Here is a 23,680-nt window from a genome sequence, read left to right as displayed (position 1 = left end):
ATCCCTGAACTGGAAGGACAGCTGTAAGGACAGTGGTTGCAGTATGGTTAAAGCCGGCAAGTCGCCGGCTTTTTTCATGTCTGGACGTCGGGGGCTGAGTCCCATTGCTGCAGTATTGGTCGAATAAGTGAATGAATAAAGAACCTACGACTAGTATGAATAGTATAAGGCCTGCAGCCGTCGCCAATCTGGAGCGGGGCGGCAGCACCCTGGTTAGAGGTCGCTATGGATATTGATACATTTGAGCATTGGTCATTGATTCTTGGGGTCGGTGGGCTAATTGCCTTTATGGTTTTTATTATGTGGGATTTGGCGAAGCAGTCCAAAGCGGGCAAATTCGGCACATTTATCCTGTTTTTAGCTCTCGGACTGGGCTTGTTGGGGTTTATTATTAAAACCGTGCTGGTTGAAGTTGTTTCAAAATAGCGCGTATATGTAGCAGCAGGTTTCACGACATTCATGTGAAGCTCTGAGCGAGGATTCTCTATGCTGTTTTCTCCCGTCGGTAAGGTACAGAAAGACCGCGTTATCATGCGGGAAACTGACGCGCGCATGGCTAAATACAGCCGACGCGGCCTGGTGGTTAATTTTCTGGCTTATCTTTTATGCCTGTCCCTGGGGGATATGCACCTCGTGGCCCCAACGGCATCGGTGGTGCTTACCGCAGGCTTGATTGTCACAATGTTGATTCGCGCCTATTTTTTATTGCGTTTTGATGCGATCTATTCTGCCGGTCCCGCGCGCTGGCGTCGTTACTTTTTTATTTCCACGATGGCGGGTGCCGCTTGGTGGAGCATCATTCTTACGACATCCACCTTGATTCTGGGAATGGTCAGTGAAACGCCCATTCTCTGGCTCTACACAGTGATTTTTTTCGCGACGACGACGCAGGTTACGGCACCGTTTCGGCGATTTAGCCAGATCTATCAGGCAATAGCTCTTTTTCCTCCAGCAGTCGCGGCGATTTATACCGGTGGTTTCGACGGGTATATGTACGGGTTGATGATGTGTATTTACATGGCGACACTCTATCATCAAGCGGATTTATTATATTCAACTTACTGGAAGCGTCTCGAATCCAACTACGAATTGAAAATTAAAGCCAAGGCTTTGGAGACGGAAAAACGTAAGGTTGATGCCTCAGTCAATTTGAATACGCATTTCCTCAACAGTCTCTGGCAGCAGATGAGCGAGGCGGACCATAAGCTCAGCGGTCTTTTGTCGCTTCTCGGAGAAAAACGGCTCGATGATGATTTATCGGCCAGTTATACCGGAGCTCGTGAAGCGTTGGCGGCCCATCAAAAGCTGTTGCGTAACATCCGTTCCTTTGCGCTGATCAGCAACGGCGATGTGGAATTGAATACCAAGGTGTTTCACCTTCGTTCGACACTGGAGACTTGGGTTGATGACTTTAAAGTCGCCGCCGAGGCGAGAGACGTCGAATTGAGCTTTCGTATTTATCCCGAATGCCCGGACATGGCACAGGGAGATCCGAAGCTGATCGCGCGTATCTTTGAGAGCCTTATGGGAAGTGCTATTTCGACGGCCATCTCCGGAACGATATTCGTGGTGTTTGATTTTCGTGGTGGTAAAGATGAACAAGGGCATTTGGAAATTACCATTGTTGATCGTACCGAAAAAGAAGATATTGCCCGAACATCAAATTTGGAAGAAATGCTACGCCATAGCCACCTGAGTGGTCTCTGGTATCCCATCAGTAAATGTCTTGCGGAAAATCTGGGCGGTAGCGTGGAAATTGACAAGGATGGCAAAGAAGCCCACTACCTTTTCCACATTCCGCTGACGATGGTTGAAAAGGGGATGGAAACTGCCGTGGATTCAGAACCAACCTGACGTTACAGGTTGGTTTTGTTGTTTAACAGAGCGTTTCTGTTTACTTGAATTCCGCCCAAACAGGCGCGTGATCCGAAGGCTTTTCCATACCGCGAATGTCATAGTCTATGCTGCTTGCGACACAGCGTTGCAAAAGTGGTTTGGACGCCAAAATAAGATCAATCCTGAGTCCGCGACGAGGCGTTGCGTCAAAGCCTTTGCTGCGATAATCAAACCAGCTGAACAATTGGCTTTCGTCTGGGTGTAGCGTTCGAAAACAATCGCTCAGGCCCCAATCGAGGAGCTTTTCCAGCCACTCTCGCTCTTCCGGCTGAAAGCTACATTTACCGCTTCGAAGCCAGCGTTTGCGATTATCCTCGCCAATGCCGATATCCAGATCCTGAGGTGAGATATTCATATCCCCAACGATCAGTAGGTCATCCTTTGGATCGCATTGACTGTTGAGATAAGACATCAGATCCCCATAAAAACGCCTTTTATTGGGAAACTTGGTTTCGTGAGCGATATTTTCCCCTTGGGGGAAATAGCCATTAAACACGGTGAGAGCACGGCCATCGATCTGATGTTGAGTCGTTAACGCCCGCCGCTGGGCGTCCTCTTCATCGGTGGTAAAACCCTTGATGGTCGCGGTGAAGGGCGTTTTACTGAGCGTCGCCACACCATAGTGCGTTTTCTGTCCGTGAAACGCGACATGGTACCCAAGAGCTTCAACCGCAGCTTGAGGAAATTCAGGGTCGGAAACCTTGGTTTCCTGTAGGCAGATAACATCTGGTTGGTGGGTATCGATCAACGCCTCCAGTTGATGGAGGCGGGCTCGAATGCTGTTGATGTTGAACGAGACAATTTTCACTGGCAGTGACCCAATCAGAAATTCGCGACGCGATTGGTGTTGCTGTTTTGCTCGTCCATCAGATTGATCATATCGATCAAAATGTAGCCGGCTTCGGTCAGATAGGTATCGTCTTCCGTATTCAATTCGGAATCTGATTCACTGGCTGCTGCATTCGTTGCCTCTTCAGCAACGGTATCTCGTTCTTGTTCCCACTCATCAACAGATGCAAATGGATCCATTCCTTTGGCCATACGACGTTCGTTCTCGATTGCCAGAGACTGCAGTTTGAGTTCTTTCTGTTCCTTCTTGCGCTGCTCTTCGTTCAGAGATAGTAGGTGTTTCTCTTTCCGGGCTTTGACTTGGTCGACCTGTTTATTCAAGAAAACAAAATCCGGATCCGTTTTTTGCCTTGCTTCATGTCGACGGGTGATTTCACCGAGAATGGAATCGAAGTCGTAGTAAAGCTCGTGTGGAACCGGATGAATTTTGTCCCAAGGCAACGCCGTATCGTAGGTGCTTTCGCCGACTTCATCGGTGTCTACCAGAACCGGGAAGGAAACGTCGGGGATGACACCTCGATGCTGGGTGCTTTCACCGGAGACTCTATAGAACTTGGACTCGGTAATTTTTAGCTGCCCGCTATGTACCGGTGTTAGGGACTGCACCGTGCCTTTACCAAAGGATTGCGTTCCCACGATCAGCCCGCGGTGGTAATCCTGAATGGCGCCGGCAAAAATTTCCGAGGCTGAGGCGCTAAGACGGTTGGTTAAGACAACCAAAGGTCCCCGATAAAGCGCTTTACGGCGCGATCGATAGTTGCGAGAAATGGTTTCACTGGTCTGACGAATTTGGACTACCGGTCCTTGATCGATAAACAAATCAGTCAGCGTGGTTGCCTCGGGCAGTGAGCCGCCACCGTTGTTGCGCAGGTCGATAACAAGACCGTCGATATCTTCAAGAGCAAGTTCGTCGATCAGTCGTTTGACATCGCGAGTTGCGCTTTTGTAGTTGCGGTCACGGTTGCGATAGGCCTCAAAATCGATGTAGAAGGCCGGTAGGTTAATCACACCTATTTTGAAGAGATTTTGCCCATCCGTCAGCTCGATGACGGCTTTTTTGGCTGCCTGTTCTTCAAGCTTAACCTGGCCACGATTGATTTTAATTTCCTTGCGTTGGCTGTCGTCTGTCGCTTTGGCAGGAATGACCGCGAGGCGCACGGTTGAGCCTTTCGGCCCGCGAATCAGCTTCACGACTTCGTCCAGACGCCAGCCGACGACATCCACCATTTCACCGTCAGTTCCCTGGCCAACAGCAACGATTTTGTCCGCAGGTTTAAGTTCACCCTGTTTTGACGCCGGCCCGGCGGTCACCAGACGGACAACTTTGGTGAATTCATCTTCTGACTGCAGGACGGCGCCGATGCCCTCAAGTGACAGAGACATGGAGATGTTGAAGTTTTCCTGAGTGCGCGGGGAGAGGTAACTGGTGTGAGGATCGTACAGCTGGGTCAGTGCGTTGACCATAATTTCAAAGACGTCATCGGCATCTTGTTGTTCCAGTCGGGTCAACTGGTTTTTATAGCGCTTGAGCAATGTTTCACGGGCTTCTTTTTCGGTTTTACCCGTCAGCTTGAGACTCAGTACATTGGATTTGATGCGCTTGCGCCACTGTTCTTTGGCATCGTCATCGTTCACCGCCCACTGCAGATCTTCTTCGTCCAATGGAACATATTCATTTTTGGTAAAATCGAACTGAAAACCATCTTCTTTACTGAGGTTGTCGATGACCCAATTCAGGATGTTGTGGGAGCGATTAAAGTAGGTAACAAAAATCTCGTACCCAGGATCCAGGTCGCCTTTGGTAAAAGAATCATCAAGGGTTCTGGCATAGCGGCGATTGAATTCATCGATATCTGATTTCAGAAAAAAAGCCTTGGCTGGATCCAGGCTATCAATATACCGGTCTAGCATTTCTGCAGACAGAGTATCGTCGAAGGGTTGGTTGCGATAGTGGCGAGTAGAAAGCTTGTCGATGATATCGACGGCGGTCTTCTCCTGAATATCACTGAATTTAAAATCGACACTTTTACTCAAGGCTTGTGGCGCGATGGTGGACAAGCTCACGAGCAACAGGGCAGAGGATACGGCAGAAGAAATACAGCGCAAATGCATAGACGGTCTCTTAAAAAACAGCAGCGTTTTGGCGAAAAGGCCAGCTTACCCGCGTTTAGACAAGATTTTCGTCTAAATATATCACAGTCCTTCGAAGCCAAACTAATTCGAGCAAAAAAATCGATCAAATTAGCTTGCTGGCACGCAATTATGCCGATATGGCGGATGAATTAGCTCATTTGGGGCGGTTTTAGCAAGCAATTTACAGTAACCGCCCCAGACAACCGGCTGGAAGAGCACATTCGTGACATCCCCTAGACGATTACCGTTAGGTTTCTGAGGCCGACTTCTGGCGAACAGCAACCACCTTTTCATATGTCGCTATTTTCAAAGTGACTGCTAACGCTGTCAATCACCCTCTGGTATATGAACTTTCTAAGATTGAGCAAAAGTCCCGACGTATCTGTTCATAGCAATTGCCGATGGCTCAATGGCGTCAAGCAGTTCCCACAGGCTAAGCCCTGGCGTTAGCTCTGGTGCATCTTTCAGGGCAATCACGCTAAAAAAGTAGTGATGGGGGCCGTGTCCTGCTGGAGGCTGAGGACCACCGTAGCCGGGATCTCCGAAGTCATTAACACCTTTTATGCCGCCGCTATAGTTCTCATCAATAGACGTCAGGTTTCCGGGCAGCCCGTACAAAACCCAGTGAACAAAGCCATACTTGCCCGGTGTGATGAGAGGGGCGTCTGGGTCGTGACAAATAATCGCGAAGCTGGTGGCATCGGCGGGTGCATTGGACCAGCTCAGTTGTGGTGAAACGTCTCCGCCGTCACGAGTGAACTTTTCAGGGATTTTGCTGCCATTGTCAAACGAAGTGGATGTTACTGTCATTGGGGATGGAATGAATCCCATGGATTTACCTCCGTAGCCAGGTTAAAGATTAGTGGTTCCGTATGTCAACTGACCGGATTTTTACGCAAAACCGGTGTGGTCGGACAGATATTTTGCTCAAACCACTTGATTTACTCCAATTTTTGCAAAAATCTTTCAAAAATTTACGAGATCACTGTCATTTGCAAGATGCATTTCAAAGATTGGGTCTTTATGATAACGATTTCCATCTGCAGTACCTTCCTCTATTTTACTCTGGTAGTCATCATGTCGTCTCCGAAGTTGTTGTTTTCCGAATTGCCCGTGGGTGCAAATGCCCGGGTTGTCAGTTTTGCCAATCTCGATAAAGGTTATTGTCACCGCCTGATGAGTCTGGGGCTGACGCCGGGAACGCAGTTCGAGGTCAAGCAAATTGCACCTCTGGGAGATCCTGTGCAGATTCGGGTGAGGGGTTTTTATCTGAGTTTGCGTTGGCAGGAAGCCGGAGAAATTGAGGTGGTTAAGGTATGAGCGGTTCTGGACAAATACGCCTCGCGGCGGTTGGTAATCCCAACAGTGGTAAGACAACGCTCTTTAACCATTTAACCGGATCACGACAGAAAATTGGCAATTGGCCGGGCGTTACGGTCGAGAAAAAATCCGGGTATTTTGAATATTTTGGCAATCGTTATGAGTTAGTTGATCTGCCCGGGACATACAGCCTAAGCGTATCCCATGACGACGATAGTATTGATCAGCAAATCGCACAAAATTTTATTCTTGATGAGCCTGTCGACTGCCTGATTAACATCATTGACGCTACCAGTCTCGAGCGTGGTCTGTATTTGACCAGCCAATTACTCGACACGGGTATTCCGACGATCGTCGTTTTGAACATGATGGATGTGGCGGACAATCACGGAATAACGATTGATACCGAAGCGCTCTCTCGATTTCTGGGATTGCCGGTTGTGCCGATTGTCGCCAGCAAACAGCGAGGGCTCAGGGATTTGCTTGCGGCGATCCAAAAATACTTGGATCAAGAGCCTCGTCCGGCGCCCCAAGCCGCCAACTTGGGCGAGACGCTAGAAACAGCGATTGCTGATGTGCAGCTTCTGTTGGACCGTAGTGATCAATCAGCCGAGTCAAATAGCCTATTAAATCCGGACGTTTCATCCGGGCGGGCAGCCAGATTACTGGCAACTGCGGCGCTGGCGGAAGATGCGTCGGTTCTGGGACGTCTCGACAGTGATCTACGCCTCGCGATTGAGGCGATCACCCGTCGGCTTGAGAGTGAGAATGACACCGCTGCCAGTGATCAGTTTATCAATGCCCGTTATCACTGGATCGCGGGCGCCTGTTCAGAGAGTATTCGCCGAGACAGTCAGGCAAAGGTGAGTTTCACTGACCGCCTGGACAATCTCTTGCTGAATCGGCTTCTGGCGTTTCCGATGTTTCTCGGTGTTATGTATCTCATGTTTCTGTTCACCATCCATGTTGGCGGCGCCTTCATTGACGTGTTTGACCAAGTGGCCGGTGCGCTGTTGGTTGAGTTACCCCATCGAGCACTCTTCGCCATTGGAACTCCAGCGTGGCTTACCACATTAATCGCCGATGGTATTGGGGGCGGAATCCAATTGGTCGCCAGTTTCATTCCGGTGATCGGCGCCCTGTTTCTGTTTCAGTCCTTTCTGGAAGGCTCAGGTTATATGGCCCGAGCGGCGTTTATTGTCGATCGGTTAATGCGTTCTCTGGGATTGCCGGGAAAATCCTTTGTGCCTTTGATTGTTGGGTTCGGTTGTAATGTGCCCGCGGTGATGTCTGCCCGTGCGTTGGACAGTCACAACGATCGTTTGCTCACAACGCTGATGGCGCCGTTCATGTCTTGTGGTGCTCGATTAACGGTTTACATATTGTTTGCGACCGTCTTTTTCCCCGCTCAGGGGCAGAATGTGGTATTCGGTCTCTATCTGCTGGGCATCGTAATGGCGGTGTTAACCGGCGCCTTGGTCAAGAAACGGTTGATGAATCGAGATCTGTCATTCTTTGTGATGGAGTTGCCAAATTATCACCTACCTACCATGAAGAGCCTGCTGATGACCAGTTGGCACCGTCTGAGGGGCTTCATACTTAGAGCCGGTAAGGCCATCGTTCTGGTCGTCGTGGTGTTGAATTTCGTTAATTCCATCGGTACAGACGGCAGCTTTGGCAATGAAAATTCGGAGAAATCCGTACTGTCGGTGATCGGTATGAAGATCACGCCACTGTTTGAACCTATGGGGGTACAAGAGGATAACTGGCCTGCCACGGTTGGAATTTTCAGCGGTATTTTCGCCAAGGAAGTCGTGGTCGGAACACTCGATTCCTTGTACACGGCGATTGCCAATGCTGACGCACCTGCAGAAGAAGGGGATGCGCCATCAATAGGTTCAATGCTGGCCGATGCGTTTGCGACTGTACCTGAAAATCTTGCCGGTCTCGGTGGCGCACTCCTAGACCCCTTGGGGCTTGGTGTAGGTGACCTGAGTAATCAGGAGTCCAGCGCTGCGGATCAGGAAGTCCATGTGTCGACGTTTGTCGCGATGAGCTCTCTTTACGGCGGTGCACTGGCGGCGTTTTCGTATATTTTGTTTGTGCTTCTCTACATGCCCTGTGTGGCAACATTGGGCGCTATCTATAAGGAAGCCGGCGGATTTTGGGCATTTTTTGCGGCCACGTGGAATACCTTGGTCGCTTACGCCTTGGCCGTTATCTGTTTTCAATCAGGGGCTTTGGTGACTCAAACCGGGGCTGCTCTTGGGTGGATTGTCGGTATGGTAGTCTTGGTCGCACTGGGGGCGGCAGGTTTGTTCTGGATGGCGAGGCGTCATATGAGCAGCAACACCAATCTTATACCGGTGCGTCAAATAGGCTGATGCTTCGCCGTTGGGCAGGGAAACGTTTTTGATTCTTGGTATCGGTGAATTTTAACAAGTAACAGCAGGCTGTCGCTGTGTTCGCCAGCTTGCTGTTTGGTGTTGTTTTAGTTGTCCGTCGTCAAGTGCTTAGCGATGGTTTGTTTTGCGAATTCATAGCCTGCGGCAGAATCGTACGTCGCCTGCTCTTGGACCTTTGATGCATAGTCAAATAGCGTCGCAAATAACGGAACACCATCAATCTCACTTTGCAAATGAACACGATCGGCTGAGGCGAGAGCCTCATCCCACGCCTTGCGGACGTCGCTCCAGAATTGCCCCGCGGTTTCCATATAGTCATCCCCGGGCGCAAAGTCGACACTGCTGGCCGGTTGATAACGCGCGATGCCGATCTCCTTTGCCAGAAACGGCAATTCAGACAAGGGTTTCCCGTTTGCATCGAGGCGCTCTTTAAGATTCTCTTCTTCTTGAATCCAGCCGTGGCGAGTGATGATGTGTTCGTTATAGCCGGTCAGAATTTGGTAGTCATTTCTGACGGAAGATTCCCGCCGAGGAAGAGGTCGTGACGTTTCGTCGCTGTGCCAGCTGGAAAAGCTGTCGTTGTGCTCCCAACGTCCCATGGCTTCGTAACGGGGCGCATCGTCGACCTGGAAAACGGCCTGGCTCCAGCGTCCTTTGCGATCTTTGCGACTAACCTTTTCGTGTTGCCAGCGATCTTCGCCCTGGTAAACCAGTAGTTCTTTGTCTTCATACGTCCAGTCTTGACGCCAGTGTTTCATCACCATGGGTTCGGAGATCTTGCCGTCGGCGTCTTTAAAGTACATGACCATTAGGTGCTGTAGGCTGATAAATTCCGGCTCGTCGGCAACCACATAGACATACTCTGTGCCCCAGGATTGGTAGGGTTTGTCTCGTTGGTAGTCAGATTTATACCCTGCAATTTCGAGGAAGTCGAAAGAGACTCGGTAGGGGCCGGCCATCGCGAGGATCGCGCGGCGATCTTTTTCAAAGGGCGTTAGGCCAGACTCCTGGAGTTTTTGCCAGCCAGGATAGGGGGCGGCATCAATAGTAACGTCGGCGCCGGTGGAGCTGCCACCGCGGGGCGATGGCGCACAGTGTTCCGATAGCGGCCAGCTAAAGGTAAATTGTGGTGGTGTACAGTCCGAAGATGTCGTTTCTGTGTTCCCAAGAGCGCTGCTGGACAGCGTCAATAAGCAAGCCAGCGTGCTGCCAGCCGTCAGGGAAGCTAACGATAAATCCAGTGTTTTTCTGAGCATGTTTAACCTCGTAGTCGCATCGAAAGGGCGCGAGATGGCGTGATTCCAGTTTTTACATCTAGTTTTCTACCGGCTCCTGTTGATTGGGGGACTCGATAAATCGAGGTTGCCACCAATCGGGCAACAGTGCCGTGATCTCTGCCCGGCTAAAACGGTCGTCGATCAATTCTATCGTGCCCGCGTCTTCAGTGGTACGAATGAGTCGCCCAGCGGCTTGAATGACTTTGCGCAGTCCCGGATAAAGGTAGGCGTATTGGTAGCCGTAGCCAAAGCGGGCGTGCAGACGCTGTTTCAGTTTTTCACCGCGAAAATCGGCCGGAGGTAAGCCTAGCGTGGCGACGACGACTCCGATCAGTTGCTGTCCCGGCAGATCAATGCCCTCGGCGAAGGCGCCGCCTAAAACAGCAAACGCAGTCACACCCTGGCGGGTGCGCAGGTTATTGATAAATTCCTCTCTGGCGGGCTCGCTCATGTTTGGCCGTTGACGCAGGCAGGTGAGGTTGGGGTAGTTTTTTTCGACGTGATCGGCCACAGCGTTGAGATAACTAAAGCTGCTCGTATAGATTAAATAGTTTCCCGGCTTTGTGCTCTGCAGTTGAACGATGCGCTCGCCCATCAGGGATACCGAAGCGGCTCGGTCTTGCAGGCGTGTACTGATGTAGGTGATCAGCCGCACATCCGCTTGGCTCGCGGCAAACGGGCTTTGCAGTGATTTCCAAATGACTTTTGCAGGCAGGCCCAGCATATCGCTATAGAATTCTGCTGGCGTCAGAGTCGCGGAAAACAGAATGCTGACGTAGGCGCGGGCAAAGCGTTCTTGCAAATGGTCGGCCGGAATTTGATTTTCAATCAACAGGCTAGATTCTCCGGCAGTATCGGAGATGTCTAACAGCAGTAAAGAATGTTCTCCGAAAACGTCGACAAGTTTGAGAAAACTACTGATGGTGAGCAGGCTCTCTTGCAAGTCACGATCGTCCGGTGTCTCTGCCAGGGCGTCCGCAATACGGGACGAGAGGCGATGCAATCTGGTTAATAAGCCGTCTGGGAAATCGGCAAGTGCGCAAACGGTGCGGGAATCTTCTCGCACACTTGCTTTTGAATCGCGGGCATCCTTTACCATCTCCCTCCATATCTTGAGGACGCTCGATAGGGACGATTTGAGCGTCGCTGGCAGGCGTCGCTGGGCGTTTAAAAACAGCTTTTGCGGCAGCTCGCCGCTGTACATGCCCCGAGCCCGATCAATCAGGTTATGAGCTTCATCGCAGATCACCAAGCTGCGCCACTGATCCTGGCAGGTAAGGCCATAGAGTTGCGCCGTCTGATCAAAATAGAGATTGACGTCAGCGACCACCAGGTCGCTCCAATGGGCCATTTCCTGAGCAAAAAAATAGGGACAAAGTTGGTGTCTCAAGGCGATGGTGCGCAGGTTCGGCTGATCCAGCAACGGTGTTTGTATCGCATCTTCGCGGGCGGCTTCCAGGCGATTGTAAAAGCCATCGGCGAGGGGGCAGTCGTCACCATGACAATTGCGATCCGGGTTCTCGCAGCTTTTTTCCTTCGCGGTCATTTCCAGAATGCGCAGCGGTTGTGCCTCCGCAAGCGCTGTCGATCTGTTGGTCACCAGCAGCTGTCGAATACCATCCAATGCCAGGGTTCTGCCGGTGGTACGCATCGTGAGGAAAAAGGCACGATCCAGCGACCGATACGCCAGCGCTTTCAGACTGGGAAACAAGACACCAAGTGTTTTGCCGCTGCCGGTTGGCGCTTGTAACAGCAAGTGTGTTTGGGTTGCGATGCCTTTATAAACGGTTTCGCTGAGTTCGCGTTGACCGGATCGAAAGGCGGGGTAGGGAAACACCAGGTTACGCAAATAGTCATCGCGCGTCTGTCGATGCTGTTGTTCGTTCTCTGCCCAACGCGCGTAGCCTGCACACAGCGTATCGCGGTAATCGAAGAGGGCTTGACGCTGCCAAAGCTGATCGTGGGGGGACTCGTCTCCGCTGTCGAGATTGTAATACGTCAAGCGCAGCCACACAGACTCTCGGCTCTCGGTGGCGCAGAACAGTGCGCCATATACCTTCAGTTGCGCCCAGTGAAGCGCCTGGCGATCGGCAGAAATGCGCGAGATATCTCCGCGATAGGTTTTGATTTCCTCGAGCGCCGGCTGACCGTCCTTGTAGGTGAAATGGCCATCGGAGCGCCCTTGCACAAGCAGTTGATGCCAGTAGCCCTGCAGTGAATATTCTGGTTGGTAGCCCGGTTCACGACGAGACTGTAGGCGTCGGTGGGCGTCCGCCCCTTCGGTGGCGGATACCGATGGCGTGTAACGGTAATCGAGACTGCCGCGACGAGCGGCGAAATCGCAGAGTGTGGTGACTGACACGGTTAGTGAGGGGCTGTCGCTCATCCGCTTTGGGGATACCGTTTATTACTCAATGAGGCGCCAGTGTAGTGAGCCAGGTGTTCGGCAGCAAGCGCGGCTGGTATAGGGGATTGTATGGATATTGATCAGTTTGTAGCAGACTGCTACAATGACTTGAGGTTTATCCCTTATCGGTTGTTAGAGGTTTGGATTATGGCAAAGGCATCATCGCCAGTCAGGCTGGAAAGTTCTCTTATGGATGCGGCAACCGTTGCCGGCTCAATGTTGCACCGAAGCGCCACAGAGCAAATTGAATACTGGGCAGATCTAGGACGCCGCGTCGCACAGGTCTTGACGCCAGAGACCTTACTTGCCGTCAATGCTGGTCTGGTTCGTATTCGGGTTGAAGACGCGTCGACGGCTGCCGTTAACGCCGATGCTGTATTTGCTGCTCTGGATAAGGGGCGTGTCGAAGGAAGCCTGACGCAGGCAATCAGTCCCGGCCGTATTCGCTATCAGGCTTCAGTATCGCACCCAGGGTGCCTCGAGCAGATCTCGCCTGAAGGTAAGGTCACGGTTGGACGCTTTCACAATGGAGAGTTTGAGCCTCTGTGAAGCAATTGTGGATGCTGGTTGGTGGTAACGGTGCCGGCAAAAGTACGTTTTACCGACTGGCACTCCAACCTTTGGGGATGCCGTTTATAAATGCTGACTTGATCGCTCGCGATGTATTTCCCGACGATCCTGAAGGCAACAGTTATCAGGCGGCGCGTATCGCAGAGAGTCTGCGTCATCAGCAGTTGCATCAGGGGGCGAGTTTCTGTTTTGAAACCGTCTTCTCCCATCCTTCAAAAATAGATTTTCTCGCTCAGGCTCGAGCTTTGTCCTATCAGATTATTCTGGTGTTTATCCACGTCGTATCGCCAGACTTAAACTGCGCGCGCATTGCTCAGCGAGTCGATGAGGGAGGGCACTTTGTTCCAGAAGACAAAGTGCGTACTCGTATTCCTCGCACGTTGGAGCATGTGCGTAGAGCCATTCCGCTGTGTGATGAGTTAAGAGTGCTCGACAATTCCAGCATTGAACAGCCGTTTTTACCGGTGATGACTGTTCGCCAGGAAGCTGTAGAGAAGCATCAAGACCCGCTGCCAGATTGGGTGCAGTATTTACTGACCTGATTCGTCAAACGGCGAACCGCACTCGCTATCATGTTCCATTTTTGACACAAGTCGTTTCACGCTTGAGCCTGGATTTCGCTCGGCTCGCGTTGCCTTTCTTTGAGTCTCTTCAATACACTAGCTTCTGCAATTATTGATCAACAAACGTTGATTTTTCTGCTCTGAACGAGCCGGTCAGGGAGGCGTTGGTGGCCCTGTGCCAGACACACGTTTCACAACAAAACAGATAACCAAAAGAGACTCCTATGTATAACTGTACGCAGCACTATATCAATGGCACCTGGGTAGATAGCGACGCTGGCAAGTTGCACCAAACCATCAATCCTGCAACGGAGGCGCCCTGCAGTGAGGTTGTGCTGGGCACGAAAGGCGATGTCGATAAGGCCGTTGCAGCCGCCAAGGCTGCGTTTGATGCCAACTACGGAGCCAGTAAAGAAGATCGCATCGCGATACTACAGCGCATCATGGAAGAGTATCAAAAGCGAGTGCCTGATATTGCCAAAGCGATTTCAATTGAAATGGGATGTCCGATTTCCATCTCGTCAACAGCACAGGCCGGTTCCGGTATGGGGCATCTTGGTTCAACCATTGAAGCGCTGGCGGGTTTTGAAATGCAGGAAAAAGTAGGCGATAACCGCGTGGTGTTTGAACCCATCGGTGTGGTTGCTTTGATTACCCCGTGGAACTGGCCAATGAACCAAACCGTAGCCAAAGTGGCTCCTGCTCTGGCAGCCGGAAATGCGGTGGTTTTAAAGCCATCGGAAGAAACACCTGCGACCTCGAAAATCTTCGCGGAAATTATTGATGCCGCAGGCGTTCCCGCCGGTCTTTTCAATCTGGTGCAGGGTGATGGACCGACGGCCGGTGAGGCGCTCGCGGCGCACTCAGATGTGGATATGGTCTCATTTACGGGATCCACTCGGGCGGGAACCCTGGTGGCGAAAGCCGCGGCAGATTCAGTAAAGCGCGTGCATCAAGAGCTGGGTGGCAAGTCTCCCGCAATCATTCTTGAGGGAGCGCCATTGGATGTTGCTTTGCCTGCCGTTGTGGGTGGCTTACTATTGAATTCTGGACAGAGTTGTATCGCTCCAACGCGGATGTTGGTACACGAGTCCCAAGTGGATGACGCTTTGGAAATCATCGCGGGCATTATGAATAGCAAACGAGTTGGCGATCCGCTGCAAGAAGGAGATCACCTGGGGCCTGTGGTCAATAAATCCCAATTCGAAAAAATTCAGGGCTTGATTGAACAGGGAATAAAAGAGGGCGCCCGTGTCGTCGCCGGTGGGCCAGGTCTCCCTGAGGGTATGTCTAAAGGCTTTTATATCAAGCCGACGGTATTCGCAGATGTCACCAACGATATGACCATCGCACGGGAAGAAATATTTGGGCCTGTTCTGGTGGTTATCTCTTATAAAGACAATGAGGAAGCCATTCGAATTGCCAACGATACAGAATACGGGCTTGGCGCTTACATTGCTGGCAATCCGGAAGTTGCTGCGACCATGGTGCCGCGTTTACGCGCTGGCACCGTTTATGTGAACTCGGGTGGCTTGGATTTTTCGTGTCCTTTTGGCGGTTATAAAAAATCCGGCAATGGTCGTGAATTTGGCAAGTTTGGACTGGAAGAGTTTATGGAGAAAAAATCGGTTATCGGCGGATAACCAATGAATAACGAGTAATTGCTGAGATCTGTTCGTAAAAGCCTCCAACTGGGGGCTTTTTTCATGAAGCTATTATGTGTTGTCTAAATGTGAAAGCAGGCTGTCATTTAAAACAAAGAGTGATCCGTAATAGTGCGGCGCCTGTTTCTTCACAGAAAAAAATTCGCCCCAGTCATTTTTCAGACCTTTCGTGGTGTCGTTTTTAATTGCATACCCAACCCAAAACTTCACCCAAAATGTCCAAATATCCGTTAAAAAAAGGGAACAGATTTAAACGTCGCCTTATGATCATAAAGGGGCCTGAATTTTAGAAAAATCATGGGTATCTTTTGAAACGACAGCGTTCTTACGATTTCTTATATGTTACGGTTTGTAACATAGCGTTTTGCTATATGGAAAAAAGATATTTTGATTTATACGCCACGTAATTCCTATAAAACTGATCCTTAAGTAAACATTCATGGGGTGTTTGCACCAAATCAAGTCATTAGTTGATGAAACGTCATAGAATTTTTTGACCGAAACAAACAGATGTGTAGAAAAGAAACGCTTCGGTGTGTTACTTATTTTTGCAGTAAAAACAGCAACCTATTTTCCTGTGTCGTCTGAATAGTCTAAAAACACTCTGTTTTCCGAGGTATTTGAGTAATTTTGTAATCTATTCGCCGCATTACGGGTATAGGCTTTGCAAAACAACCAATAGACTATGGTTATGTCGCTTTCCGGTCATTAACTAGCTGTTAGTCACATTGATCTTCAATCCAAACAAACGCTCAAAATACCTGAGAACGAGAGATCCTGACTATGGAAGACGTATACATCATTGGTGCTGGCCAACTGCCTGTCGGTAAGTATCCAGATTCATCGCCTGCAACCCTGGGTAGCAAAGCGGTTACCAAAGCGATTCACGATTCGGGGATCGATCCCGAGGATGTCGGTGCGCTCTACGTTGGTAATATGATGTCTGGCATGATTTGCAATCAGCAGTTGATATCGACGTTGATCGCGAATGAGGCCGGTCTGACCGGTTGCGAGGTAATGACGATCGAAGGCGCCTGCGCCTCCGGCGCAGCCGCCGTCAGAATGGCTGTCATGGCGGTAGCATCTCAACAGTATGGTGCCGTTGTTGCTTGCGGTGCTGAACAGATGACCCACAAGACCCATGCTGAGGTTACAGATGTTCTGCGTACGGGCAGTCACTGGCCGACAGAGGGAAGCAAGGGCAAAACCTTTATCTCTTTGAATGCAGAATTGATGCAGCGTTACATGGATAATTACGGCACCAGTCATGACGACTTTGCGAATTTTTCCATGTCATCACATTCCAATGGTTTAAAAAATCCTAACGCGATGTTGCGTAAGCCATTGGACTTCGAAACGTATAAAACCGGGCGAGAGTTGGTTTCGCCAATTACTTTGTTTGATGCACCACCCATTTGTGATGGTGCGGCAGCAGTCGTCGTTGCTAATAAAGATGTGGCATTGGCAGCCGCTGCGGCTGGCAAGCCAATCGTTAAGGTGTTGGCGAGTAGCGCAGCTTCTGATCGCCTGGCGTTGTCACTGCGTGAATCGTTGTTGGAACTCAAGGCGGCGAAAGACAGTGCAGCGGCGGCCTACCGTCAGGCAGATATGGGGCCTGACGATATTGATATGATCGAGCTGCACGATGCCTACACCATTATGAACGCACTGAGCATGGAAGCGATGGGGTTTGCCGATGCGGGTACCGGCACTGATCTGGCGAAAAATGGGGATATTATGTTGGATGGAAAAATTCCCATTTGTACCTTTGGTGGGCTGAAGTCCCGGGGTCATCCCGTGGGAGCGACAGGTTGCTACCAGGTGGTTGAGTGCTTTTTGCAATTGACCGATCAAGCTGGAGATAATCAGGTTTCCAAAGCGGATGTGGCCATGTCACAGAGCTTCGGGGGCGCGGCGTCTGCTGTTTACACCCACATTTTCAGTCGCGCATAATGTAAATTGCGTCTCTCGCTTTCGGGGATAGAAGCCCCCGAAAGCGCCTTTATATCTTCGATTTTCTCTTAACCCGCTCTATTCCCTACGGTTCTCGATTTCTCTGATCGTGTTTTTGTTCTTTTTCTTTCCCAGGGCCTCACTTTTTGTGCGCCATGGTTTTCACTTTGCCAAATCGTAGCTCAGTTAATTTTCTCTCAGAAGTTAACGGCGCAATCTTGTATGATTTTAGGGTTTTTTGTAACATATGATATCAATATAATTTTCTTGCTGGAAAAAAACGCAGTTTTTCTCTGATTATCATTGGCAGTTGCCTGGCGGTAGTGAAAAATCACGAATTTATAATAACAAACGATAGGTATATCTTTTTAATATTCCATACGAATATCAGCCCGGAAAAACATAATAAAGAGGGTTTATGCGATTCAAAAATAAAGTTGTTGTGATCTTTGGCGGAAACAGCGGTATCGGTTTGGCGTCTGCCCAGTCTTTTTGCAAAGAAGGTGCTAAGGTCGTGATTACGGGGCGTAATTCAGAAACCTTGGCTGCAGCAGTAGAGCAGTTAGGCGGTGATACTCTGGGGTTAACGTCGGATATTTCGAATCTAGCGGATATCGATAGTGTTGTAGCGTCTGTGAAGCAACGATTTGGGCGTATTGATGTTCTCTTTGTGAATGCCGGCATCGGTCACTTTCTACCGGTAGAGAAGACCTTGGAATCCGATTGGGATCGTATGCTGTCGATAAACCTTAAAGGCCCTTTCTTTGCGATTCAAAAATCCTTACCACTGATGTCCGAGGGCGCATCTATCGTAGTGACTTCGTCAATTGGTCATGTGATGGGCCTGCCGGGTAACAGTGCCTATGCGGCGTCAAAAGCCGGGTTGCGAGCACTGGTCAGGAATGTCGGTGTTGAGCTTGTGGGTCGAGGCATTCGTGTCAACTGCTTTAGCCCTGGGCCGGTGGAAACGCCCTTGTTGTACCGTTCGGGCTTGTCGGATGCCGAGGTGGGTCGGTTGCGGGAGCAAATGTGCAGTGCTGTACCTATGGGACGAATGGGTACGCAGGAAGAAGCGGCGAGTGCCGTACTCTTTTTGGCATCCAGTGAGTCATCGTTTATCACCGGTATTGATCTCTTTGTGGATGGTGGTGCGGTCAGTTTTAAATAGTAAATGACCGCTGGTTGATCGGCGGTTTCAACGGAGGGGTGATGATGAACATTTCGGTTGAGGAACGCTTGGGTCTTCAAGATTTAATTGCTAATTACGCATGGGCATTGGATACCGGCGATGTTGACAGTTTGGTGGCTTGCTTTACCGAGCGGGGTGCGGTGATCGAAGAGGTGTTTGAAGATCCTGATGTGTGGGAAGGGCATGAAGGTATCAGGGGTTTAGCGGAGCATTATTTTTCAGCGCCGGGATTTCCCGGGCGTCAGCATCATGTCACGCAAACCCAGTATACCCGGTTGGATGCTCAGCGCGTTGCCATGCGATCTTTTGCCTTTGTGACGGAATGCCATGGCGAGCCTCCTTATACTTTGCGTTTTGCTGGTTGGTATGAGGATGAAGCGGTGGTGGACGAGCGCGGGAAATGGCGCTTCGATTTGCGGCGAATTCGCCTTTGGGACGGTGAGGTTCTGTCTCGATTTCCGGGGCACGGTGAGTGGCGTCCCCGTCGGCGGCCAGAATCACTTCAGCGAAAAATATAGTCACATATGATGCGAAGCATCATTGTTTTACGCGGAGGATTCTTTCGGTAGCCTCCGTAATTAATTGTTTTTTGGGACATACCATCCCATTTTTTGAGCAATCTACACCGATTGCACGCTTGATTTAAGTGTTCTTAATAGTAACATCTGATAATAATATAGCTTGATATAACAATAACCAGGCAAAGAGCTCTGACTATGAAATTAACGTTACCCCCAAACGTGAAAGAGGGCGATTTTAATCGCGCCTTAATGGCCTTTGAAGACGCTGTCGGTAAGCAGTGGGTTTTGGATTCAGATCAGGACCGTTCCACCTATTCCGATTTGTATGCTCCGGGTCCTGAATCTCAGTGGGCGCCGGCAGCGGCTGTGGCGCCAGGCTCTGTAGAAGAAATCCAAGCCGTCGTGCGAATTGCGAACGAATATAGAACACCTTTATGGACGGTTTCCCGAGGGAAAAACCTGGGTTATGGCACCGCGGCGCCGCGAATGGCTGGCAGTATTGTGTTGGATTTGGGGCGCTTAAATCGTGTCCTGCATGCGGATTCAGATTTGTCTTACTGTGTCATTGAGCCAGGTGTCAGTTTTTTTGACCTCTATGAATATCTGGAAAAAAACAATCCTGAATTGATGATGTCTGTCCCCGGCAATGGCTGGGGATCGGTTATGGGAAATGCTCTCGATCACGGTGTCGGCTATACCCCGTACGGATTGCATGCACGCAACATTTGTGGAATGGAGGTTGTGTTGCCAACCGGTGATCTGGTGCGTACCGGTTTGGGCGCCATGGAAGGCAATCATTCAGCTCATCTGTTTCCACTGGGATACGGCCCCACTTGGGATTTGATGTTTACCCAATCCAATTTTGGCATTGTGACCAATATGGGCCTCTGGTTGCAGCCGAAACCTGAGGCGTCCATGCTGATGACGGTTGAAATTCCTAAAGAGGAAGATATTGGTTGGGTGATCGATACCTTGACGCCGCTAAAATCCAGCGGTGTTGTCGATCAATCCATTTTTATTCCCAGTTGGTTGGGAAAAATATGCGTCATGGGGCAACGCCGGGATTTTTGGGATAAGCCAGGGGCGATGCCGGAGTGGCGAGTTCAGGAGCTGCTCAAACAATATCATTTGGGGTACTGGCAGGTCAGTCTACGTTTGTATGGCACGGATGATATCGTTAACGCTAAGGCGGCTGCGGTTAGAAAAGCGTTTGCTAAACATATCAAGACGCCCTTTACCGAAGACTGGTGGCATCAGGGCGATCCCATTTCATCGATGGACGTCAGTCTCGGTGTTCCGTCTGCTGTAGCGTTACAAATGGGAAATTGGGTGGGTGGCCGCGGCGCACATCTTGGTTTCTCGCCGGTTGTGCCGGCAACGTCTCAGCATGTGATGGGACAACTAAAACGCAGCCGCAAACTTATCGCCGAGTATGATCTCGATTTCTATGCAAGTTTTACCATTCATGGACGCTTTGCCAACAACATCAATATGTTGATGTACGACCGGGATGATGCCGAAGGCGTACGCAAAGTGAAGGCTTTGTTTTCAGATCTGATTAAAACCACGGCCGACGCGGGATACGGCGAGTACCGCACTCATTTGGCCTGGATGGATGATGTCATGGATACCTACGATTTTAATGACGGAGCTATGCGTAAACTGAATCGTACGGTCAAAGATGCATTGGATCCGAGGGGTATATTATCGCCCGGTAAACAGGGGATATGGCCTACCGCCTACCGTGAATTTTCAGGTCAGGGGAGGGCATAGCGATGGCCGCAAATAAAACAGTTTGGTGGAGCCTATTGGCGGGGGTTATCTGCGTTTCCCCTTTGGTATCTGGTGAAGATGCGTCTGCGCCTGAACCTCAAGCATTGCCATTTATGGAATATCAAGTTCGCGAGCCGCTGAGCTATAACGACCGTATGGAGCACAGTGCCAACGGCGAAACCCTATATTCTCACACGTGTGGATATTGCCATCTGGAAGGGGGAATGGCGACAAACTTACTAACGCTTCAACGACTTGCTCTTGGCGAGCCGCCCCAAATGGGACTTCTGGTTAATCGTACCGATTTAACCAAAGACTATATCAAGGCGGTAGTACGTAATGGCAAGGGGGCTATGCCTCGTTTGACTGGGGTGGATGTTACGGATCAAGAATTGGCACGCATTGCTAATTTTCTGGAGGTGGCGCAATGAATCCACTGTCGCGGCGAGAATTTTTGTTGTGGACGGGGGCTGTCGTTGTGATCCCACATGCTTCTGCAGAAGGTCAACATACGTCGCCTACGCAGGTCAGCCAGTTACTGATCTGCGATGAGCATCTCGAAGACATTCAGTCTGTGCAACAGCGATTGACGGCTGTTGGGCGTTGGCAGGCATATCGCCCGACTGATAATGCGATCGAGCAATGGCGTGCGTTGCGTGCTTTCTCCGCGGCAAAGGTAGATCGCATTGTTGGCATCACCCGCTGGTCCGATTACGTGATCTTTAAAGGCGCGTTTGAAGAGCAGGGGCGGAGGCTGGTCGCGCCAGAGACCCTGTTGTCTTTAGCTCGGGATAATGACTATGTCTACTGGATGATGGCATGAGCGCAGTGATCAGTAGCATCCTGCCGGATTTTATTGTATCAGCAGAGAGTGTTAGCATCTGCCTGTCACGGTAAATTCAGTCAATCTGCAAGGGCGCTATGAAAATTGTGGTCACCAACGAAGATTACAACGTCAACGACAGTACAGCTGCGGATTCCCAGGTCGGTGAAGATCGCACCTATGTGTATAAACCGCTGGAAACACTCAATCGATTTTTAAAACTTCACCAGTGTATTTTTGCGTCGTTTTCTGAAAATTTAGAGCACCAACACGACATAACGCTGAACGAATTTCGTGGTTTGATGATGGTGGGGCAAATGGGCGTCACCGCATCCCATGAAATTGCTGAAGCAACGGGAATGCGTGTAATGGCGGTTTCCAGAACCATCGTCGCTTTGGAAAAGCGCGGTTTGATTACGGTCAAGATTGACCCTGAAAATCGTCGTCGCAAATTAATTCGGCTGTCGAAGCAAGGCAAAAACCTGTTTGACAAGATGATGCCAACGACCAATCGTGTCGCGTTGTATATGTTTGAGTCTTTGCGGTTGGACGAAATACTATCCTTTGATCATTACCTAAAGGCTCTGATCGAACGGGTCACCGAAGAAGATGAAGACGGTGAGTTGCTGTTCGTAAAAAATACGAGGGCAGCTCTGGATGGACAATAAACTACGTTAGGTCAACTTATGAACGCGCAGTTCTCAATAAAGAATAACGATAAAATATTTATTGATGGCGAATGGGTGGACGCCTCTGGTAAGGGGTTTGAGCTAATCAATCCGCACACGGGAGAAGCCTTTTGTCGTGTAGCCGAGGCGTCGGAACAGGATGTCGATAAGGCGGTGTCGGCAGCCAGAGCTGCCTTTGATCGCGGCGATTGGCGAGAATGGTCCCTAGCGGATCGTGCCAATGCGCTTAGAAAGTTGTCGGCTATGCTGCAAGAGCGTAGCCGTGAACTGGAAGCGGTGTTTACGGCTCAGGTTGGTGGTTTGTCCAGTTTTGCTCCGATGGCAGTCGGTGGGGCCTTGGCAACCTTGGCAAGCTATGGCGACATCGCAGAAAACTACACCTGGGAAACCGGTGGTGACAGCAGTCTGCCAGGTCACTACGCGCGGGTGATACGCGAACCGGTCGGGGTCGTCGCTGCCATTTCTCCCTGGAATATGCCTCTCAGTATCATGGTCCAGAAAATCGCACCGGCGCTTGCGGCGGGTTGTACAGTGATCATGAAGCCGTCACCAGAGACACCGTTGGAAGCATATATTATCGCTGAGGTGGCTGCTGAGGTCTTGCCGCCAGGGGTTTTAAACCTGTTACCAGCCGATCGAGAGGCGTCAGATTATCTGGTACGACATCCTGGTGTCGACAAAATCAGTTTTACTGGATCTACGCTGGCCGGAAAGCGTATCGCCAGCGTCGCTGGCGAGCGCATGGCAAGAGTGACGCTTGAGCTGGGTGGCAAATCTCCCGCGATTGTTACCGATGATTTTCCGATTGATGAGGCGGCCGAGATTTTGGCGAGAGGCAGCACCATTTTGTGTGGACAGGTCTGCGCATTATTGAGCCGGGTGATTGTTTCCGAGTCCCGACACGATGCGTTGGCAGAAGCCATTGCCCGTGTGATGTCGACCGTCAAGATAGGCGATCCCTCTGACCCAACGACAGAGATGGGGCCGATTGCGATGGCACGACAATTAGAGCGGGTGCGAGGTTACGTAGACCTGGGACAACAAGAGGGGGCCAGGCTTGTGTGTGGAGGCAAGTCGCCCACACATATGAAGGAAGGATTTTATTTTGAGCCAACGTTGTTCGCTAACGTCGACAACAAGATGCGTATTGCTCAAGAAGAAATCTTTGGTCCAGTATTGTGCCTCATTCCCGCGCAGGATACCCAGCATGCAATCTCTCTGGCGAATGACACACCCTATGGATTAAATGCATCCGTCTTGAGTCACAATGCCGATAAGGTCTACCGAATCGCACGTCAAATTCGCTCGGGTAACATCGCGCAAAATGGACTGAAGGCTGACTTCACACTGCCGTTTGGTGGCTTTAAGCAATCCGGTATTGGTCGTGAGGGTGGAGCTGAAGGCATTGCGCCCTACACAGAAACGAAAACGCTGATTACCGTAACGCCGTAATTCAATAGGTCTATTTTCAGAGTGCCATAGGATCGTGTGCCGCAGAGATACTGAATGGTGTCTGTGTGGATCTATTGATCGCGTTTTTGTTACACAGAGTATTCATCGAAATTTACACACTATGAGACAGAGGGCGAGTATACAGTGGCGTGATCAGCTCGGTGGTCAATTCTGAGCATTACCAAAATATCTGGAA

At 50.4% G+C, this 23,680-nt stretch carries 20 protein-coding genes; 15 read left to right on the top strand and 5 right to left on the bottom strand.

Annotation, left to right across the window (positions count from 1 at the left end; translation table 11 throughout):
- Nucleotides 1–225 precede the first annotated feature (225 nt).
- Entirely contained in the window at nt 226–426 is a 201-nt protein-coding gene (locus ACXAFR_RS26010) for a DUF2788 domain-containing protein (protein ID WP_475182763.1), read from the top strand.
- Between the two features lie 60 nt (nt 427–486).
- Nucleotides 487–1,854 carry a sensor histidine kinase gene (locus ACXAFR_RS26005; protein ID WP_475182760.1) on the top strand — a complete coding sequence of 456 codons (1,368 nt, stop codon included), beginning with the start codon at nt 487–489 and terminating at the stop codon, nt 1,852–1,854.
- 40 nt (nt 1,855–1,894) lie between these two features.
- Here ACXAFR_RS26005 and xthA read toward each other — a convergent pair whose 3' ends face one another.
- The 3 genes from xthA to ACXAFR_RS25990 all read right to left on the bottom strand — a co-directional run bounded on the left by xthA (nt 1,895) and on the right by ACXAFR_RS25990 (nt 5,709).
- Complete coding sequence (gene xthA, locus ACXAFR_RS26000; protein WP_475182765.1) at nt 1,895–2,710, bottom strand: exodeoxyribonuclease III; 816 nt, start codon at nt 2,708–2,710, stop codon at nt 1,895–1,897.
- 8 nt (nt 2,711–2,718) lie between these two features.
- Nucleotides 2,719–4,857 carry a carboxy terminal-processing peptidase gene (locus tag ACXAFR_RS25995; RefSeq protein ID WP_475182757.1) on the bottom strand — a complete coding sequence of 713 codons (2,139 nt, stop codon included), beginning with the start codon at nt 4,855–4,857 and terminating at the stop codon, nt 2,719–2,721.
- 375 nt (nt 4,858–5,232) lie between these two features.
- Nucleotides 5,233–5,709: a YbhB/YbcL family Raf kinase inhibitor-like protein gene (locus tag ACXAFR_RS25990; protein WP_475182756.1), complete on the bottom strand. Its 477-nt coding sequence runs from the start codon at nt 5,707–5,709 to the stop codon at nt 5,233–5,235.
- A 192-nt stretch (nt 5,710–5,901) separates the two neighbouring features.
- Here ACXAFR_RS25990 and ACXAFR_RS25985 point away from each other — a divergent pair, with 192 nt between their 5' ends.
- Together ACXAFR_RS25985 and feoB are read left to right on the top strand one after the other, a co-directional pair.
- On the top strand, nt 5,902–6,198 hold the full coding sequence (locus ACXAFR_RS25985) for a FeoA family protein (protein ID WP_475182754.1): 297 nt from the start codon (nt 5,902–5,904) through the stop codon (nt 6,196–6,198).
- Nucleotides 6,195–8,582: a Fe(2+) transporter permease subunit FeoB gene (feoB, locus tag ACXAFR_RS25980; protein ID WP_475182752.1), complete on the top strand. Its 2,388-nt coding sequence runs from the start codon at nt 6,195–6,197 to the stop codon at nt 8,580–8,582. The genes ACXAFR_RS25985 and feoB overlap by 4 nt, the downstream gene beginning before the upstream one ends.
- A 107-nt stretch (nt 8,583–8,689) precedes the next feature.
- Here feoB and ACXAFR_RS25975 read toward each other — a convergent pair whose 3' ends face one another.
- Nucleotides 8,690–9,859, bottom strand: coding sequence for a DUF6607 family protein (locus tag ACXAFR_RS25975; protein ID WP_475182750.1), 1,170 nt, complete (start codon nt 9,857–9,859; stop codon nt 8,690–8,692).
- A gap of 58 nt (nt 9,860–9,917) precedes the next feature.
- Complete coding sequence (locus ACXAFR_RS25970) at nt 9,918–12,266, bottom strand: ATP-dependent DNA helicase (RefSeq protein WP_475182748.1); 2,349 nt, start codon at nt 12,264–12,266, stop codon at nt 9,918–9,920.
- Nucleotides 12,267–12,356: 90 nt separating this feature from the next.
- Between ACXAFR_RS25970 and ACXAFR_RS25965 the strand changes: the two genes are divergently transcribed.
- The 11 genes from ACXAFR_RS25965 (at nt 12,357) to ACXAFR_RS25915 (ending at nt 23,484) form a co-directional block, all read left to right on the top strand.
- Nucleotides 12,357–12,836 carry a TA system antitoxin ParD family protein gene (locus ACXAFR_RS25965; protein ID WP_475182746.1) on the top strand — a complete coding sequence of 160 codons (480 nt, stop codon included), beginning with the start codon at nt 12,357–12,359 and terminating at the stop codon, nt 12,834–12,836.
- On the top strand, nt 12,833–13,399 hold the full coding sequence (locus tag ACXAFR_RS25960) for an ATPase (protein ID WP_475182744.1): 567 nt from the start codon (nt 12,833–12,835) through the stop codon (nt 13,397–13,399). Before ACXAFR_RS25965 ends, ACXAFR_RS25960 begins: the two co-directional genes overlap by 4 nt.
- Before the next feature lie 245 nt (nt 13,400–13,644).
- Nucleotides 13,645–15,063 (top strand): aldehyde dehydrogenase family protein, encoded by a 1,419-nt coding sequence (locus ACXAFR_RS25955; RefSeq protein ID WP_475182742.1) that lies wholly within the window; start codon nt 13,645–13,647, stop codon nt 15,061–15,063.
- A gap of 804 nt (nt 15,064–15,867) precedes the next feature.
- Nucleotides 15,868–17,037: a thiolase C-terminal domain-containing protein gene (locus ACXAFR_RS25950; protein ID WP_475182740.1), complete on the top strand. Its 1,170-nt coding sequence runs from the start codon at nt 15,868–15,870 to the stop codon at nt 17,035–17,037.
- Nucleotides 17,038–17,455: 418 nt separating this feature from the next.
- On the top strand, nt 17,456–18,205 hold the full coding sequence (locus ACXAFR_RS25945; RefSeq protein ID WP_475182738.1) for an SDR family oxidoreductase: 750 nt from the start codon (nt 17,456–17,458) through the stop codon (nt 18,203–18,205).
- 41 nt (nt 18,206–18,246) lie between these two features.
- On the top strand, nt 18,247–18,744 hold the full coding sequence (locus ACXAFR_RS25940) for a nuclear transport factor 2 family protein (RefSeq protein ID WP_475182736.1): 498 nt from the start codon (nt 18,247–18,249) through the stop codon (nt 18,742–18,744).
- Between the two features lie 198 nt (nt 18,745–18,942).
- Complete coding sequence (locus ACXAFR_RS25935; protein ID WP_475182735.1) at nt 18,943–20,520, top strand: FAD-binding oxidoreductase; 1,578 nt, start codon at nt 18,943–18,945, stop codon at nt 20,518–20,520.
- A gap of 2 nt (nt 20,521–20,522) precedes the next feature.
- Nucleotides 20,523–20,951, top strand: a complete 429-nt coding sequence (locus ACXAFR_RS25930) for a c-type cytochrome (protein ID WP_475182733.1) — start codon at nt 20,523–20,525, stop codon at nt 20,949–20,951.
- Complete coding sequence (locus ACXAFR_RS25925; protein WP_475182731.1) at nt 20,948–21,343, top strand: hypothetical protein; 396 nt, start codon at nt 20,948–20,950, stop codon at nt 21,341–21,343. Before ACXAFR_RS25930 ends, ACXAFR_RS25925 begins: the two co-directional genes overlap by 4 nt.
- Before the next feature lie 98 nt (nt 21,344–21,441).
- A complete protein-coding gene (locus ACXAFR_RS25920; RefSeq protein ID WP_475182729.1) occupies nt 21,442–22,011 on the top strand; it encodes a MarR family winged helix-turn-helix transcriptional regulator in 570 nt (189 codons plus the stop codon).
- A gap of 18 nt (nt 22,012–22,029) precedes the next feature.
- Nucleotides 22,030–23,484, top strand: coding sequence for an aldehyde dehydrogenase (locus ACXAFR_RS25915; RefSeq protein WP_475182727.1), 1,455 nt, complete (start codon nt 22,030–22,032; stop codon nt 23,482–23,484).
- The last annotated feature ends 196 nt before the right edge of the window (nt 23,485–23,680 follow it).

It is taken from the genome of Pseudomaricurvus sp. ABR4_320, from assembly GCF_056159445.1.
Note: the sequence above shows the minus strand (reverse complement) of the source record. Positions and strands in the feature narration are given on the sequence as shown.